Here is a 14,604-nt window from a genome sequence, read left to right on the forward strand (position 1 = left end):
GTATGCAAAAAAGCTGGCATTTCCCATATGGGTTGCCAGCTTTCACTTATTTATTACGATCACGCACGTAGTCGGCCAAAGGGCTGAGTGCAGAGTTCTCGATTCCCGCATCTGCAAGTGCTGCTTTTGCCTCCGCAATCAATTCTGTAAGACGCGCCTTCGATTCGGCTAGACCAAGAAGCGATGGATACGTCGCCTTTTCCCGATCCGCATCGCTGCCAACTGCTTTCCCCAGCTCTTGGGCATCTCCTTCCACATTCAAGATGTCATCCTGAATTTGAAAAGCAAGACCAATGCAAACACCATAGCGTGTCAATGCTTCCATTTGTCCTTCGGATGCTTCTGCGAGGTAGCCTCCCCCGCGCAAGGCTGCGATCAAGAGATCACCCGTTTTGTGACGATGGATGAATTCGAGCTGATCGAGGTTAAGGCGCTTGCTCTCCCCTTCGATATCAGCCATTTGTCCACCGACCATGCCAGTTGCTCCTGCACGTTTTCCCAGCTCCGCAATCAGTTTCACGGTAGTAGCCGCAGAAACATCAGCGCGATCCATGTAAGCTTCTGCAATGTATGCGAACGCTCTCGTCAGCAAGGCATCTCCTGCCAGAATGGCTGTTGCTTCACCGAATACTTTGTGATTGGTTGGTTTTCCGCGACGCAGATCATCGTCGTCCATCGCAGGGAGGTCATCGTGAATCAAGGAGTACGTATGTATCATTTCCAAGGCAGCCGCAAATGCCACACCCCGTTCAATCGGCTTGTCCAGTGCTTCGAGGACCGCCAACACCAGCATGGGACGCAGCCTCTTTCCGCCCGCCATGAGCGAATACTTCATGGATTCGTACAAGTTTTCCGGAACTCCTTGCTGCTCAAGGGCTGGCAGGAGTCTTTGTTCTATATAAGCGGTCTTTTCCACCAAATAACTCTCGAATGTATGCACGCCGATCATTATTCTCCTTCCACGCGAAAAGCCTTCTGCTTTACCTGCCCGTCTTCTTCTACCAACTGGGTAATCTTCGCTTCGATTGCATCCAGCTTTTGACCACAAATTCTGGAAAGAGTTACTCCTTCCTGATATAACGTAATCGCTTCTTCGAGGGGAATTTCTCCTTCCTCGAGTCGATTGACGACTTCTTCCAGACGCTTCATCGCTTCTTCAAACTGCATATCAGTCTCTTGTTCTGTTTTCTTGCGAGCCACTCTTCTTCTCCTCCTCCCGCTTCACTTTTTCCACACGCGCAGTCGCACTGCCATCACTTAATCGTACCATGATCTCATCGCCCGGGGCAAACTGTTCCACCGATTTTACGAGTCTGTCATTGGTGTATACAAGTGAGAATCCACGCTGCATGACCTTCAGCGGACTCAGTGCTTCCAAAGTAGCTACACGAGCTGCGAATGCCATTCTTTTTTGGTTGAGACGACCCAGCATCCGTTCGTCCAGGGTGGCCCGGAGTATAGACAGATTTTTTCTTTTATCCCCGATTTGATCGGCGAGGCGATAGCGCTTGATCTGTTCGTCAAATCGCGTATAGCGTTCGCGTCTTCTTTCCAGCAAATGCTTCATCGATTGACGCATCCGCAAATGCGCTCGATCCAATCGTTCAGACGCTTCCTCCAGCCTCCGCTCCGGTTGGCGCATCGCATATGAATTGCTCAAGCGTGTCAACCGGTTTCTCTGCTCTGTCATGGTACCACGCACTGCTCGATGCATCCGTATTTCGAGCTGCCGCACTCTCTCGACCCATTCCAAATAATGCGGTACAGCCAATTCAGCTGCCGCTGTCGGCGTAGCTGCACGGACATCTGCTACGAAATCGGCGATCGTCACATCCGTCTCGTGTCCAACAGCGGAGATGACAGGGATGAGTGATGCAGCAATTGCCCTCGCTACGTTTTCATCATTAAACGCCCACAGCTCCTCGATAGAACCACCGCCGCGTCCTACAATGAGAACATCAATGTCAGGCTGATCGTTCATAATCCGAATAGCGGAGACAATCGATGCAGGTGCATCCGCACCTTGGACAACGGCTGGTGAAAGTACGATCTCTGCTTGTGGATACCGTCTGCGAATCGTCGTGCAAATATCTCGAATGGCTGCTCCTGTGGGAGAAGTGACGACACCGACACGTTTGGGAAAACGCGGGAGCATCCGTTTCCTCTCCGCTGCAAACAACCCTTCTTGAGCCAATTTTTCTTTTAGCTGCTCAAATGCTAAATAAAGCGAGCCGAGACCATCTGGCTGCATCTCTTTGGCGTACAGCTGATACGCGCCGTCCCGTTCGTATGCAGAAATAGACCCGCGTACAATCGCTTTTGCTCCATCTTTGGGCAAGAAACGCAGGAAGCGGTTATAACTTGCAAACATGACGACTTTGATGCGTGACTGCTTGTCCTTCAGCGTGAAATACATATGACCACTGGAGTGGTGGGTAAAATTGGAGATTTCCCCTCTCACCCATATATCTTGCAGGTGGGGTTCCTGTTCCAGCACCAGCTTAATATAACGATTGAGATCACTCACTGATAAGATATCTTGTAATGCCATGCGGCCCCTCCTTTACAAAAAACTTGGCTTTGCCGTGCATGTAACAAGGACTATGCAAAAGAATGGATAAAGCTTATGCCTTATCCATTCTATAATAAGTTGCCGATTTTCTTCTATTGTTTTGCTTGCTTTTTCGCTGCCACAACCGTATTTTTCAGCAGCATCGTAATCGTCATCGGGCCAACACCGCCAGGAACTGGGGTTAAAAAGCTAGCCACTTCTTTGACCTCGTCAAACTTGACATCCCCAACCAGCTTACCCGTTTCGATGCGGTTCACACCAACGTCAATGACGACAGCGCCCGGTTTGACATGCTCTTTGCCGATCATATGAGCCCTACCGGTTGCAACGACGAGGATGTCTGCCTTTTGGGTGTATTCCTCGAGATTTTGCGTACGAGAATGACACATGGTTACCGTAGCATTTTCCTGTTGCAGTAGCAATGAGACCGGTTTTCCAACGATGTTGCTGCGTCCGATCACCACTGCATGTTTGCCTGCCATTGGGGTGCCTGTGCGCTTGATCAATTCAATAATCCCGTGCGGCGTGCAAGGAAGCAGCGTGTCATTTCCCAATACCATATTTCCTACGCTAATCGGATGGAAACCGTCCACATCTTTTTCAGGAGCAATGGCTTCAATTACCGCATGCTCTGAAATATGAGCGGGAAGAGGAAGCTGAACCAAAATCCCATTAACGTTCGGATTTTCGTTCAACTGTTGAATGATAACCAACAACTCTTCCTCTGTGATGTCAGCGCCCTTCATGATGATCTCGGATGAAATACCGACTTCCTCGCAGCCTTTTGCTTTACCACGCACATAGGAGTGAGAAGCCGGGTCGTCTCCCACAATGACAACGGTCAAACCCGGTACGATCCCTTGTTTTTTCAATTCAGCTACTTCGTTCGCCAATTCGGCCCGAATACTCTGTGCTACTTCTTTTCCCTGGAGAATGGTTGCAGCCATGGAGAAAATGCCTCCTTTATCAACGTCGATACGTTAAGTGTACCGATTTCCCCCTCCGCTGTAAAGCCGAATTATAAAAAGTTTTCATTTATTTAATGTTCGTCCTTTGCTTCATCCACCCCAACATAGCTACTCCATAGGCATTATCACCGGAGTAAACGGGGTCACAGAAGTACAGCTTCGCCTTCACGGCAGGGTGTTCCAGGCGTTTGATCAGCCGCTCACGTATGTAATAATTAGCAGCTACTCCTCCAACAATCAAGATGTCCGTCGGATAGCCTTGCTCTACTGCATGACGTAAGGACTTCTCTAGAGTATTGGCAATACATTGCTCTGTCGCCCGCGCAATCTCAGCAGGGCTCGTACTTCCCTTCTCCACTTCACGCAAAAGCGAAGCCTCTGGACCAGAAAAACTAAAGGAAAGCCCGTCAACCGCCGAAGAAATCCGAAACGCCCCTGTTGAGTCCTTAGCTAATTGCTCCAATGCAGGACCCGCAGGAAAGGACAGACCGAGTGCCACACCAATCCGATCAACCAGCTGCCCAGCGTGCAGATCGATCGTCCCACCGATTTTCTCAATGGCATAACCGGCTGCATGACGCTCGCACAACAACAACTCGCTGGTGCCTCCAGACAAATGTACGGCCAAAAAGCGATCCTCTGTCGGACGCACCTCAGCGGTATATTCCCCCGCCGCAATATGTCCCTCTTGATGAGTCGTCAAGTGGAGGGGAACGCGCAAATAAGTCGCCAACGATTTCGCCAAACCCTCTCCTACCTTAAATACAGGCATATACGATCCGTCTTGCGGACGCGGCTTCTCGCTCACGCAAATCGCTGCAATCTCGTAATCCTTCCACTTCATCTCTTCACTTAATTCCGGCAGGTTCATCACATGCTGAAAGACGGCTTCGGATTGTTGCAGTCCGCGCTTGCCCTCCTTTACTTTCAGAAGGCGTTTTGCTTCTGCGACAATTCGGCCGTCTTCCTCAGCCAAGCACAGTGATGTCCGGTAATTGCTCGTGTCGATGCCCAACATTACCTTACTCATGCTTGTATCTCCTACCTATTACGCCTGCTTGGTTTCACGCGATTGCAAGAAGCTCGACAACACACCGTTAATGTATCGGTGGGACTGCTCGTCGCTAAAGAGCTTCGCGATCTCAATCGCTTCGTTCATCACGACTTTGTCAGGAGTGTCTTGCTCGAACATGATCTCGTAAAAAGCCAGACGAAGAATAGCGCGATCTACATTGGCGATGCGTTCCAATTGCCATCCACGCAAATACTTCTTGATTTCCGAATCAATCTCAGTCAAGTTTTTCAATACACCGTCGAGGAGATAACGCAAGTACTGCGCATTTTCCTCGGATTCTTCCATGACGAGGGCAACCGCATCCGTTAGCGGAACCTCTGCCATATCGATTTGGAAAAGACATTGAACTGCTTTTTCTCGTGCTGTTCTTCGTTTCATACCATTCATTCACCTACTAATTAGATTGAGCTCGGACTTTCTTTATGTCACCGAAACTTGCCTGGCAAAATCTTGTCGAGTATCTCACGCAAGTCTTCTTTATGATCGAGCTTGCGACCAATATAATAACCGGTCCCGACAAACACAACAAAAACCAGTGTATCCCAAAATCCCACGAGAAGGTAGATGATGCCGAAAAAAAGTCCGGCCAAAACCCCCATTAGCTTCCCCTTGTGTTCCCACATTAACTCCCTTACCATGGACTTCACCTTCTATTCCACCCGTTTACGAGCCGCGTAGTTTTCCTGCTGAGCTACTTCCGTCACGACAATGACCACCTCGGAAATGACAACCCCAGCAATCCCTTCGACTTGCTCCTTCACGTCAGCCTGTAGCTTCTGTGTCAGTTCAGGCAATGGCGTTTCTCCATCTACCGAAACACGCAGAGTGATAATATTGCCGCTCTCGAGTGCTTTGACTGTCGTTTTCATGTCGCGCACTCCTTTCACTCGGCGGGCTGCACGCTCTGCAATGGTCTGGATCGTCTGAATCGTAATGTTGACCTCACCCAAATCACTGCGCTGACGGATTCCCCGTTCTACTTTAGGCTTGTTAGAGCGGAAAGAACTGAAAAAGAAGCGAAGGCTGACTACGAGGAAAATAATCGCGACAATGAGATAGGTGATGTTCGTACCCGCCAGTATCTGATCCACGTACGGACGGAAAAAATCTGGATGGATCAATCCGCTGGTCGCTGCTATCGCGATGCAGGACAACACAATAAGCGCAAAGCTATAAATCGTCAAGATAAAACGGTCAAACAAGTTCACAAGCACCTCTCCTTTCAGCCATGTTTGAAAAAGGAGACAAACACGGCACGCTCCGGAACACTCCATGAATTTACGCTGAAAGCCTAAACAAAATCACGTTTTCAAATGAGGAAAATGCCCCCTGTTCGTAGGGGGCATCCATCCGCTGCTTGTTAGCGCACGCGCTGGTGTTCTTCAACCGGTACTGGTGCCGGTGCTTTTTCTTCAGCTTTCAACTCAACATCAACGATATGTACGTTTACTTCAACTACCGAAAGACCTGTCATGCTCTCAATCCCATTGCGTACACTATCTTGAATATTTCGAGCGACTTCCGGGATGCGATGTCCGTATTTGACAATGATAGACACATCAACCGCTGCTTCTTTGGAGCCAACCTCCACTCGAACGCCACGAGCTATATTTTTACGGCCTAAACGTTCAGCTATTTCTCCTACGAAACCGCCGCTCATTTGTGCTACGCCTTCTACTTCGGACGCAGCCATGCCGGCAATCACTTCCAACACTTCGGGAGCGATCTGGACCTTACCAAGTTCTGTTCTATCTAAATCTGGAGTAAACTCTTCCATGCTTCGCACCTCCCTTTAGATTTGTATTTCATTATACCAAGCACACCGTATTTTTACAAATCAGCCCTACTTACTCTTCATCCAGCTTCAAATCGTAGGTTTCCAAGAATTTCGTATCGAAATGACCGCTGACAAATACTTCATGCTCCAATACCTTCAAATGGAATGGAATCGTCGTCGTAATACCCTCTACGACGAATTCGCTCAAGGCACGCTTCATACGGTCAATCGCTTCGTTACGATCCTTGCCCCACACAATCAGCTTGGCGATCATAGAGTCGTAGTATGGCGGAATGGAATATCCCGCATACGCTGCACTGTCTACGCGCACACCAAAGCCGCCTGGCGCCAAATATTCCGTGATACGACCTGGCGAAGGCATGAAGTTTTTCGCAGGATTCTCAGCATTAATGCGGCATTCAATAGCCCAGCCATCCATTTGGATATCCTCTTGTGTGAAGGACAATGGTTGCCCTGCCGCTACGGTCAACTGCTCCTTGATCAGGTCAAAGCCAGTCACCAGCTCGGTTACAGGGTGCTCTACCTGAATACGCGTATTCATTTCCATGAAGTAGAACTTTCCGTGTTTATCCAGCAAAAACTCGACAGTGCCCGCACCATGATAGGAAACGGCTTTTGCCGCCGCAACAGCAGCTTCACCCATTTGTCGGCGCAGCTCTTCACTCAATGCTGGAGATGGCGCTTCCTCGATCAGCTTTTGGTGACGACGTTGGATGGAGCAGTCGCGCTCACCCAGGAATACGGCATTGCCATGCTTGTCGGCCATGATTTGAATTTCTACATGTCGTGGACCTTCCACGAACTTCTCCAAGTAAACCCCTGGATTTCCAAAAGCCGTTTTCGCCTCGTTTTGCGCCTGACGAATCGCTTTTTCCAAATCTTCGTCGTCAACGGCTACGCGCATTCCGCGTCCGCCGCCACCCGCTGTTGCTTTGACCATGACAGGATAGCCAATCTGGTTTGCGGTGACTACAGCGTCAGCCACATCTTCGATCAGTCCTTCCGTACCTGGTACAGTAGGTACACCTGCCGTTTTCATCGTATCCTTAGCTGTGGACTTGTCCCCCATCTTCACAATTGCTTCTGGGTCTGGACCGATAAAGGTAATGTTGCAGGCGGTACAAATCTCGGCAAAGTCGGCGTTTTCTGCCAAGAAGCCATAACCAGGATGGATGGCGTCTGCCCCTACCTTGGTCGCTACACTCATGATGTTTGCTATATTCAAATAGCTTTCCTTGGATGCCTTTGGACCAATACAGTAGGCTTCGTCGGCCAGCTTCACATGAAGCGCTTCACGATCCGCTTCGGAGTAGACGGCGACCGTACGAATGCCCAGCTCGCGGCATGCCCGGATAATACGCACGGCAATTTCCCCGCGATTGGCAATCAATACTTTTTGAAACATTCCGCTCTCCCCCACCTTATTCTGGCTTCACCAAAAACAATGCTTGGCCATACTCAACCAATTGACCGTCTTCTACAAGCACTTTCACGATCTCGCCGCTTACTTCTGCTTCGATTTCGTTAAAGAGTTTCATAGCTTCCACGATGCAAACGACTTTGCTCGCAGTCACTTTGTCACCAGCTTGTACATAAGCCGGCTTGCCTGGTTCTGGTGCGCTATAGAAAGTCCCTACCATTGGAGATACAATCTTGTGGAGATTGGCGTCATCCGATGCTTGTACAGCTGCTGCTTTCGGAGCTTCTGCTACGACTGGCGCTGCCGCAACAACTGGCTGAGCCGGGATATGTGCAACTGGTGCTGCAACAGGAGCTTGAACCGCTGGTTGCGTGACGACAATCGTTTCCGTACCATTGGATTTTTTCAGAGACACCTTGGCACCTTCTGTTTCCAAGTTAAATTCTTGAATGGAAGATTGATCAATTAACTTAATAATTTCGCGGATTTCATGCATTTTCATTACGAACAAGCACTCCTTCTTTTCTTTCAATAAGGTTCGTGGAGTCCATTATGTATCCTTTTGGCAAACCATAAATCCATGGTAGCCTGTTGCCTAAACCACGTCAAGAAAGGATTTCCCCGCTTCTTTTCCAACAGAAGCGAGAAAATCCTTACCATCATGCCCGTTTCTCCTATCCCTTATAACGAGAAACTACCGCAGCTTTTATTAGGATGACTTGTATTGTACGTTTATGTTTGTCGCTGGGATATTCAAGTGCTGCTTCACGTTTGCAATGATTTCCACGACCTCGTTGGCGCTCAATTTATCTTTTTGTACAAGGACTGTCGCCTTGTCATTTTGGACAGTAACGACCGCATCCTGATAGCCACTCGCCTTGAGCATTTCTTCTGCAGTCATTGTGGCACTTTCCATGTTGGACAGTTCTTCAAACTTAGCCATCGCTTCTGCTACTGCCTGCGGAGAGGACTCCGTGCTGTTTACGATTGCGAGCTGTTCGTCTTTTTGTTGCTGCAGCATGGCTTCGCGTTTCATTTTGTAGCCTTGGAAGATTTCACTCGCCGTTTCCGCTACTGGGACGACCGTGTTCGTAGCCGCTGGTTTCGCTTCTGGCGCAGCAGGAGTTTTGGCTTCCTGCGTGCCATTTTTTTCGTCTACCGGAGTTGCCTTTGGAGCTTGATCGACAGGAGTTGCTTGTGGGGCGTGATCTACTTGCTTCGATTCAACAACCACGCCAGAAATTTGCTCTTGTTTCTGGACGGCTTGCTCTTTTCCTGATGTTGGGACCTGTTCTTGCGGCCCCTTCACCAAGTAATATCCGGAGAGCACAACCATGACAGCAAGCATTGTCAACAACCATACCGTTTGCTTTCGCAGAATCATTCGCCATTACCTCCTACCCTTTTTTGGGCAAAATGGATATTTTATAAGCGGGTACATCCAAAACCTTTTGAACGGCTTCAGTGATCCACGCTTTAACCTGGATGTTATCGGCCCCTTTAGCCACTACCAGGACCCCGCGGACTTTCGGCTTCAACGTCTTCACAATGACAGGGGCATCTTGCTTGCCGCCTTGCACGATGACGACCTGCTCATCTCGTGACTGGTCATTTTGATTGCGGGTTGCCTTTTCTTTGTCCATTTCCTGATTGGTTGAGGAACGAATGTTGCGATTTTTTTCCACAACCAGCTCTGGTGTTGATTCCAGATTGACCATGACCTCTACTTCGCCGACGCCGACAACAGAAGCGAGGATATCGCGAAGCTGTGTCTCGTAAATGTTTTCATATTCTGCAATGACGTCGGTAGTCGCTGATCCCCCCAGCACCTGGGAAGTTGAATCGCCTCCAGGAGGACCTGGCGCCTCACTCCCTATATCTCCAAATCCGAGTGGCTGATCTTTTTCCACTCTGAGGAAATCCGTCAAAATCATGATGGCTACACCTACTCCCAATATGACGATGAAATAATGCAGCGGCTTTAGTTTTTGGTTTTTGCCCTTGCTCCCCACCACGATTTTCTTTTCTTCCTGCATCGTTTCGCCTTGTCGCTTCATGAACAGACTTTTCAGCTTTTCCCACAATTGGTTCATTGTTCTCACCTCGCTTCACTGACAGTATCCGCTACTGTTTCTCTCTTTCTCTCGATTCGTCTTTGATGACGACCTGACTCTTCGAAAGCCCCCACTCTTTGGCGACATCGTTTGTGATTTGCGCGTAAAGTGGGTTGTCATGGTGAGCTGTTGCTGCAATATCTGATTTGGGATCAGGTTGTATTTCAATGGGCTCGCCAATCGTAATCTCAACAGGCTGGACAGGTTTAATCGGTTCAATCGTGCTCTGCCCTTTTTGCTCTTCCTTGTTCGCGTCACCGACTACCAACTCGATTCGCTCAAGGGTTGGCTGTTCCGGATTTTGCTGATTGACGGTAATCGTGACATCTTCGACTGTTACGCCGTACTGCTCTTTGACACTGGCTTTTACCGAGGACGCTACCTGTGACTGTACGTAAGCGGTCATCTGTTGGTTTTGTTGACCGAGCAGCTTGTCAGTGATGCGTTTCCACTCTGCCGAAGCAGGCTTGTTCAGCTCTTGTTGGTAGCGATCCAGACGAAAGGCCAAATCTTCCTGTGAGAGGCTGAACAGACTAAACACGGGAGAAATGATCGTCAGCAAGAGAATCAAGCCCATCACCATTTTTACGTAGCGCTGCAGTGTCGTATTGGGCAGGATCAGATCAAGGAAGGCAGCCAAAAGGACGAGCAGGATAATTTTTTTCAACCACAGTGTTAACCACGTCATTTCATCACCTACCGAACCATCATGGAGATGTTGCCCGCCGCAATAATGATCGTAATCGCCAGAAAGAACATCAAGCCGACTGTCGCCAAAGCAGCAAAGACGAACAAAAGACTTTTCCCAATCGTACCTAACGCACTGATGATTGGGCTGTTTCCAAGCGGTTGGAGTACGGCAGATGACAGATTGTAGATCAGAGCCAGTACCAGTATCTTCAAAGCCGGAAACGCGCATAGCATGATCAGAATTAAAACTCCTGCCAAGCCGACGGCATTTTTGACAAGTAGCGAGGCATTGAGTACAGTATCTGCCGCATCGGAGAACACACGACCTACGATCGGGATGAAATTGCCCGTGATGTATTTCGCTGTTCGGAGAGTGACCCCGTCCGCAACAGCTGAAGTCGCTCCCTGTATGGAAATGATGGCGAGAAAAATCGTCAGAAATGAGCCAAGGACACCCATTGCAATATTGCGAAGTAAGGTCGCTAACTGTGTGACTTTGTACCTCTCTGAAAACAGGCTGACGATAGAGAGCATCGCAGAGAGAAACAGAAGCGGAAACACGACATAAGAGATCATCATGCCACTGGTGTTGATCATGAAGATAATCAGCGGGTGAAACATAGTGGCGGATGCCAGATTGCCTACCGAAGCAAGCAGCGCGATGACGAGTGGGATCATGGCTAGCATGAAATCAGACATGTTCGCGATTGCATCTTTGGCATAGGTAATGGCGACATGAAAGCTGTTGATCGCGAGTACCATCAAGACGAGATAAGTAATCGAGTACGCCACTGTCGATACCGCATTGCGTTCAAAGGCGTTCTGCATCGTTTCGAGAATCATCGCGAATACCGTAATGATAATGATGGAGCTGAGCAGCTTGCCATTCATCAAAATCTCATGAAAGATGAATTTGCCCATTCCTTGCAGGACTCCTGAAATACTGAGGTCACCTTGCTGCATGAGGATTTGGATAAAGCCTTCCGATTTCAAGTCGGGCAAGTACCCTTTATAGTCGCGCTGCAACTGATGCCAATACTGTTCGACTCTGTCTAGTTGCAAGTGATCGACCTGTTGTTGCACGATTTGATTGATCGGACCGGCTACAGGTGTCACAGCGGGTGTCACAGCAGCAGACACGGCAACTGGAAACAAGGCAAGAAGCAGGAACAAGAACAGGATCAGCTTGCAAGTGTGTGCCATGGACATCCCACCTCCCTTATGCCGGCAACAAGTCGATCACTGTTTCGATAATGATTTGGATGATCGGTACAGCCATAACCAGTATGAGGACTTTTCCAGCGAGCTCGATTTTCGAAGCTATCGCACCTTGTCCAGCATCTCGGGTCATCTGTGCCCCGAATTCAGCAATGTAGGCAATTCCAATGATTTTTAGAATCGTTTCCAGAAACACAAGGTTCAAATCTGCTTGAACTGCCAATTTTTCCAAAACTCGAATGACATCTGCTATTTTTCCGACGAGAAAGTAAAAGATGATGACTCCGCTCGCGATCGCCAGCAAAAAGGCGAACATCGGCTTCTGTTCCTTAATGACTAGCGCGAGAATGGTAGCCACCAGTCCTAGTCCGACAATTTGTACAATCTCCATCTGGAGCCCCTCCTCAGTTGAACAGGAAGACGCGTTTTACCTCGGAGAACAGATCACCGATGTAATGGGACACCATGTACAGGACAATGATGAATCCGACTAGAGTTGCCCAATGCGCAATATCTTCCTTGCCCGCCTGCTTCAGGACTGTATGCAGGATGGCTGTTATGAACCCTACTGCTCCTATCTGGAAAACAGGTGTCAAATCAAAATCCACTGTGAACACCTCGCCTTTAGAACATCAGGATGACGACCAAGAGTCCACCTAAAAAGCCCAAACTCTTGTACATTTTTTCGTACTTTTCCTGTTCTGCACGAGCCTCCTCTTCCAGCCCTCGCAGGTGGGTGACAGCTAGGCGCAAATGCTTTTGCTGGTCTTCCCGATCGGATGATCCAAGTACCTGACCTAGACTCTCCAGCACCTCTCGCTCTTGTCTGCGCAAGGCGGTTTGGGCCCAGAGTCTATTCATTGCTTGTTGCAAGGCTTCCTCAGCCGAATGCGCCTGTTCTGTCTGCAAGAATTCAGCTGCCAGTAGAAATACTTTCCCTACCTCTTCGGAGACGCGATGACCGACCTTCACAAAAGCCCGCTGTAATGGAGTCATCCCGAACATAATTTCCGTTTCGAGCATTTGCAGAGCAACGAGCAGTGCCCGAAGCTGAACGGGACGATTCGCGTAATACTTGCCGATCTGCCAACCAACCATCGACGCTGAAAACAGGATGAGTACGGCTCCCATCAGCTTGACCATGAAACTTTCTCCCTTTCAACCAGGTTCATGCTTTGATCGTAGATGGCCTGGATTGTTCCAACACCTTTTGCGCGGCTGAGTACGATATAGCGGGAAAAGGCACCATATCGAATCAGCTTGCCCAGCATGGGGCGTTCGGCTACTTCCTTGACGCTCGCTCCATGTGCCGAGCAAATGACGGCTACCCCTGCATGAATCGCTTCCCAGACTGCATCGCCATCCTCCGCTCTTCCCACCTCGTCCACAATCAGAACATCAGGAGACATGGAGCGAATCATCATCATCATCCCTGCAGCTTTTGGGCAAGCATCCAGCACGTCCGTTCGTGGACCGACGTCTCGTTGAGGAACCCCTTGCAAGCATCCCGCCAACTCAGAACGCTCGTCCACAATTCCTACCTTACGACTTGAAGACCACTCGCTCCCGTAGCTGATGGTTCGCGCCATATCACGCAACAAGGTTGTCTTCCCGCACTGGGGTGGGGAGATGAGCAGCGTGTTCAGCAATTTGCCATCCTCAAACAAATACGGCATGACCTTCTTGGCCGCGCCTTTTTTCTCGCGGGCAATCCGGATGTTGAAGCTGGTCACATCTCTGATTCCCTTCACTTCACCTTTGTCCAGCACCACTTTCCCCGCAATGCCAATGCGATGGCCGCCAACTACCGTGATGTAACCCCTTTTCAACTCTTCTTCCAAGGCATAGAGAGAATGCTGGCTGACCTGGTTTAAGAGCTTTGCAGCCTCTTCTGCTGAAAACAGCCAACCTTGCGCGGGTATCGAGGTGATTTGCCCCGACGGTGTCACATAGCTAGATTGTTGGCCAAACCGGACTTCTAGCGGTTGGTTTTGCCGAAGCCGAATCTCTTCCAAATTCTCTCTTACCGCGATAGGAAGGGCCGTCAAAATCGTGCGTAAAGTTGCTGGCAGAATCGCCAAAATTTCATTCATCCGGTACCCTCCTTTTGCAGCATTCTGCCTTTGTACACGTTGTCTTACCTCCATCCTATGCTGAGGTGGACGAGATTTATGCAAAAAAAATAGCTTGCTCTCGTGCTAGAACGCGAGTAGCAAGCTTTTCCTATAAAGCTCATGGATTATCTGTTTTTCTTGTTATCCACCGGCTCTATTACATAGTGTCGGTAGCCTTCCTCATCTTTGCCTTCGTGCAGATAGATTTCTTTTTGGCAGCTAGGGCATGCGAACTCGTAGGTCGTATCGAGATGGGGATCTACTTGTACTTCATACAGATGTGCGTCTTCATCATCATCCAAATCGTACAAAGTCGCGTACTCGTCGTCATCGTCCTCACAATCGACAACGGTTTCGTACAAGTCATCATCATCTTCAAAAAGGTAGAGCTCAATGTCCTCTAAGTCTTCATCCAAGGCCTCCACATAATCCTCTGCCTCTTCCACTCGCGAGTGAAGCTCTCGTAGTTGACCCTGTACCTCCCCTAGAATCTCAATCATCTCTACCATAATTTTTCCTTCGGGGCTCTTCTCCCCCACTTCCAACCCATCTGCCAACCCTTGCAAGTATGCGATTCGATTCGCCAATGATTCTGGCATCCACATTCCCTCCCATCCAATCTCTCCCACATATCG

General features: G+C 49.2%; 20 protein-coding genes. All 20 read right to left on the reverse strand.

The genetic code is table 11. The annotated features are described in order from the left end of the window. Positions 1-46: 46 nt before the first annotated feature. Positions 47-949 carry a polyprenyl synthetase family protein gene (locus tag POF51_RS04665; RefSeq protein WP_069844627.1) on the reverse strand — a complete coding sequence of 301 codons (903 nt, stop codon included), beginning with the start codon at positions 947-949 and terminating at the stop codon, positions 47-49. After that, the gene (gene xseB / locus POF51_RS04670; protein ID WP_069844626.1) at positions 949-1,200 is read right to left on the reverse strand and encodes an exodeoxyribonuclease VII small subunit; all 252 of its coding nucleotides are present in this window, start codon (positions 1,198-1,200) and stop codon (positions 949-951) included. Before xseB ends, POF51_RS04665 begins: the two co-directional genes overlap by 1 nt. Beyond that, positions 1,169-2,551, reverse strand: a complete 1,383-nt coding sequence (gene xseA, locus POF51_RS04675; protein WP_069844625.1) for an exodeoxyribonuclease VII large subunit — start codon at positions 2,549-2,551, stop codon at positions 1,169-1,171. The genes xseB and xseA overlap by 32 nt, the downstream gene beginning before the upstream one ends. A 113-nt stretch (positions 2,552-2,664) precedes the next feature. Continuing rightward, positions 2,665-3,519 carry a bifunctional methylenetetrahydrofolate dehydrogenase/methenyltetrahydrofolate cyclohydrolase FolD gene (folD, locus tag POF51_RS04680; protein ID WP_069844624.1) on the reverse strand — a complete coding sequence of 285 codons (855 nt, stop codon included), beginning with the start codon at positions 3,517-3,519 and terminating at the stop codon, positions 2,665-2,667. A gap of 88 nt (positions 3,520-3,607) precedes the next feature. Further along, on the reverse strand, positions 3,608-4,570 hold the full coding sequence (locus tag POF51_RS04685; RefSeq protein WP_271754065.1) for an O-sialoglycoprotein endopeptidase: 963 nt from the start codon (positions 4,568-4,570) through the stop codon (positions 3,608-3,610). 18 nt (positions 4,571-4,588) lie between these two features. Then, positions 4,589-4,993: a transcription antitermination factor NusB gene (gene nusB / locus POF51_RS04690; protein WP_069844622.1), complete on the reverse strand. Its 405-nt coding sequence runs from the start codon at positions 4,991-4,993 to the stop codon at positions 4,589-4,591. 47 nt (positions 4,994-5,040) lie between these two features. Beyond that, a complete protein-coding gene (locus POF51_RS04695; protein ID WP_017248006.1) occupies positions 5,041-5,253 on the reverse strand; it encodes a DUF2273 domain-containing protein in 213 nt (70 codons plus the stop codon). A 12-nt stretch (positions 5,254-5,265) separates the two neighbouring features. Continuing rightward, positions 5,266-5,823, reverse strand: a complete 558-nt coding sequence (amaP, locus tag POF51_RS04700) for an alkaline shock response membrane anchor protein AmaP (RefSeq protein WP_026043028.1) — start codon at positions 5,821-5,823, stop codon at positions 5,266-5,268. 152 nt (positions 5,824-5,975) lie between these two features. Beyond that, positions 5,976-6,392 (reverse strand): Asp23/Gls24 family envelope stress response protein, encoded by a 417-nt coding sequence (locus POF51_RS04705; protein WP_017248004.1) that lies wholly within the window; start codon positions 6,390-6,392, stop codon positions 5,976-5,978. A gap of 70 nt (positions 6,393-6,462) precedes the next feature. Next, positions 6,463-7,818: an acetyl-CoA carboxylase biotin carboxylase subunit gene (accC, locus tag POF51_RS04710; protein WP_069844621.1), complete on the reverse strand. Its 1,356-nt coding sequence runs from the start codon at positions 7,816-7,818 to the stop codon at positions 6,463-6,465. Between the two features lie 16 nt (positions 7,819-7,834). Further along, positions 7,835-8,335, reverse strand: a complete 501-nt coding sequence (gene accB / locus POF51_RS04715; protein WP_017248002.1) for an acetyl-CoA carboxylase biotin carboxyl carrier protein — start codon at positions 8,333-8,335, stop codon at positions 7,835-7,837. Between the two features lie 207 nt (positions 8,336-8,542). Then, positions 8,543-9,217 (reverse strand): SpoIIIAH-like family protein, encoded by a 675-nt coding sequence (locus tag POF51_RS04720; protein ID WP_069844620.1) that lies wholly within the window; start codon positions 9,215-9,217, stop codon positions 8,543-8,545. 13 nt (positions 9,218-9,230) lie between these two features. Continuing rightward, on the reverse strand, positions 9,231-9,926 hold the full coding sequence (spoIIIAG, locus tag POF51_RS04725) for a stage III sporulation protein AG (RefSeq protein WP_083261489.1): 696 nt from the start codon (positions 9,924-9,926) through the stop codon (positions 9,231-9,233). Between the two features lie 31 nt (positions 9,927-9,957). Next, positions 9,958-10,635, reverse strand: coding sequence for a stage III sporulation protein AF (gene spoIIIAF / locus POF51_RS04730; RefSeq protein WP_069844619.1), 678 nt, complete (start codon positions 10,633-10,635; stop codon positions 9,958-9,960). A gap of 8 nt (positions 10,636-10,643) precedes the next feature. Next, entirely contained in the window at positions 10,644-11,840 is a 1,197-nt protein-coding gene (spoIIIAE, locus tag POF51_RS04735; RefSeq protein WP_069844618.1) for a stage III sporulation protein AE, read from the reverse strand. A 16-nt stretch (positions 11,841-11,856) separates the two neighbouring features. Continuing rightward, a complete protein-coding gene (gene spoIIIAD / locus POF51_RS04740) occupies positions 11,857-12,246 on the reverse strand; it encodes a stage III sporulation protein AD (RefSeq protein WP_017247996.1) in 390 nt (129 codons plus the stop codon). Positions 12,247-12,259: 13 nt separating this feature from the next. After that, the gene (spoIIIAC, locus tag POF51_RS04745; RefSeq protein WP_007725726.1) at positions 12,260-12,463 is read right to left on the reverse strand and encodes a stage III sporulation protein AC; all 204 of its coding nucleotides are present in this window, start codon (positions 12,461-12,463) and stop codon (positions 12,260-12,262) included. Between the two features lie 16 nt (positions 12,464-12,479). Next, complete coding sequence (gene spoIIIAB, locus POF51_RS04750) at positions 12,480-12,998, reverse strand: stage III sporulation protein SpoIIIAB (RefSeq protein WP_069844617.1); 519 nt, start codon at positions 12,996-12,998, stop codon at positions 12,480-12,482. Then, positions 12,986-13,948, reverse strand: a complete 963-nt coding sequence (spoIIIAA, locus tag POF51_RS04755) for a stage III sporulation protein AA (protein ID WP_069844616.1) — start codon at positions 13,946-13,948, stop codon at positions 12,986-12,988. The genes spoIIIAB and spoIIIAA overlap by 13 nt, the downstream gene beginning before the upstream one ends. A gap of 146 nt (positions 13,949-14,094) precedes the next feature. After that, the gene (locus POF51_RS04760) at positions 14,095-14,568 is read right to left on the reverse strand and encodes a CD1247 N-terminal domain-containing protein (protein ID WP_069844615.1); all 474 of its coding nucleotides are present in this window, start codon (positions 14,566-14,568) and stop codon (positions 14,095-14,097) included. Positions 14,569-14,604 lie beyond the last annotated feature (36 nt).

This window comes from Brevibacillus sp. AG (assembly GCF_028369215.1).
Taxonomy (GTDB): domain Bacteria; phylum Bacillota; class Bacilli; order Brevibacillales; family Brevibacillaceae; genus Brevibacillus; species Brevibacillus porteri.

What these genes read in the sequence shown, in the direction of transcription:
- spoIIIAB (WP_069844617.1), bottom strand. Translation starts at nt 12,998, where the DNA reads ATGGTCAAGCTGATGGGAGCCGTACTCATCCTGTTTTCAGCGTCGATG.
- POF51_RS04685 (WP_271754065.1), bottom strand. Translation starts at nt 4,570, where the DNA reads ATGAGTAAGGTAATGTTGGGCATCGACACGAGCAATTACCGGACATCA.
- spoIIIAF (WP_069844619.1), bottom strand. Translation starts at nt 10,635, where the DNA reads ATGACGTGGTTAACACTGTGGTTGAAAAAAATTATCCTGCTCGTCCTT.
- accB (WP_017248002.1), bottom strand. Translation starts at nt 8,335, where the DNA reads ATGAAAATGCATGAAATCCGCGAAATTATTAAGTTAATTGATCAATCT.
- spoIIIAE (WP_069844618.1), bottom strand. Translation starts at nt 11,840, where the DNA reads ATGGCACACACTTGCAAGCTGATCCTGTTCTTGTTCCTGCTTCTTGCC.
- spoIIIAG (WP_083261489.1), bottom strand. Translation starts at nt 9,926, where the DNA reads ATGAACCAATTGTGGGAAAAGCTGAAAAGTCTGTTCATGAAGCGACAA.
- POF51_RS04705 (WP_017248004.1), bottom strand. Translation starts at nt 6,392, where the DNA reads ATGGAAGAGTTTACTCCAGATTTAGATAGAACAGAACTTGGTAAGGTC.
- POF51_RS04695 (WP_017248006.1), bottom strand. Translation starts at nt 5,253, where the DNA reads ATGGTAAGGGAGTTAATGTGGGAACACAAGGGGAAGCTAATGGGGGTT.
- spoIIIAD (WP_017247996.1), bottom strand. Translation starts at nt 12,246, where the DNA reads ATGGAGATTGTACAAATTGTCGGACTAGGACTGGTGGCTACCATTCTC.
- POF51_RS04665 (WP_069844627.1), bottom strand. Translation starts at nt 949, where the DNA reads ATGATCGGCGTGCATACATTCGAGAGTTATTTGGTGGAAAAGACCGCT.
- POF51_RS04720 (WP_069844620.1), bottom strand. Translation starts at nt 9,217, where the DNA reads ATGATTCTGCGAAAGCAAACGGTATGGTTGTTGACAATGCTTGCTGTC.
- accC (WP_069844621.1), bottom strand. Translation starts at nt 7,818, where the DNA reads ATGTTTCAAAAAGTATTGATTGCCAATCGCGGGGAAATTGCCGTGCGT.
- xseA (WP_069844625.1), bottom strand. Translation starts at nt 2,551, where the DNA reads ATGGCATTACAAGATATCTTATCAGTGAGTGATCTCAATCGTTATATT.
- POF51_RS04760 (WP_069844615.1), bottom strand. Translation starts at nt 14,568, where the DNA reads ATGCCAGAATCATTGGCGAATCGAATCGCATACTTGCAAGGGTTGGCA.
- spoIIIAA (WP_069844616.1), bottom strand. Translation starts at nt 13,948, where the DNA reads ATGAATGAAATTTTGGCGATTCTGCCAGCAACTTTACGCACGATTTTG.
- folD (WP_069844624.1), bottom strand. Translation starts at nt 3,519, where the DNA reads ATGGCTGCAACCATTCTCCAGGGAAAAGAAGTAGCACAGAGTATTCGG.
- nusB (WP_069844622.1), bottom strand. Translation starts at nt 4,993, where the DNA reads ATGAAACGAAGAACAGCACGAGAAAAAGCAGTTCAATGTCTTTTCCAA.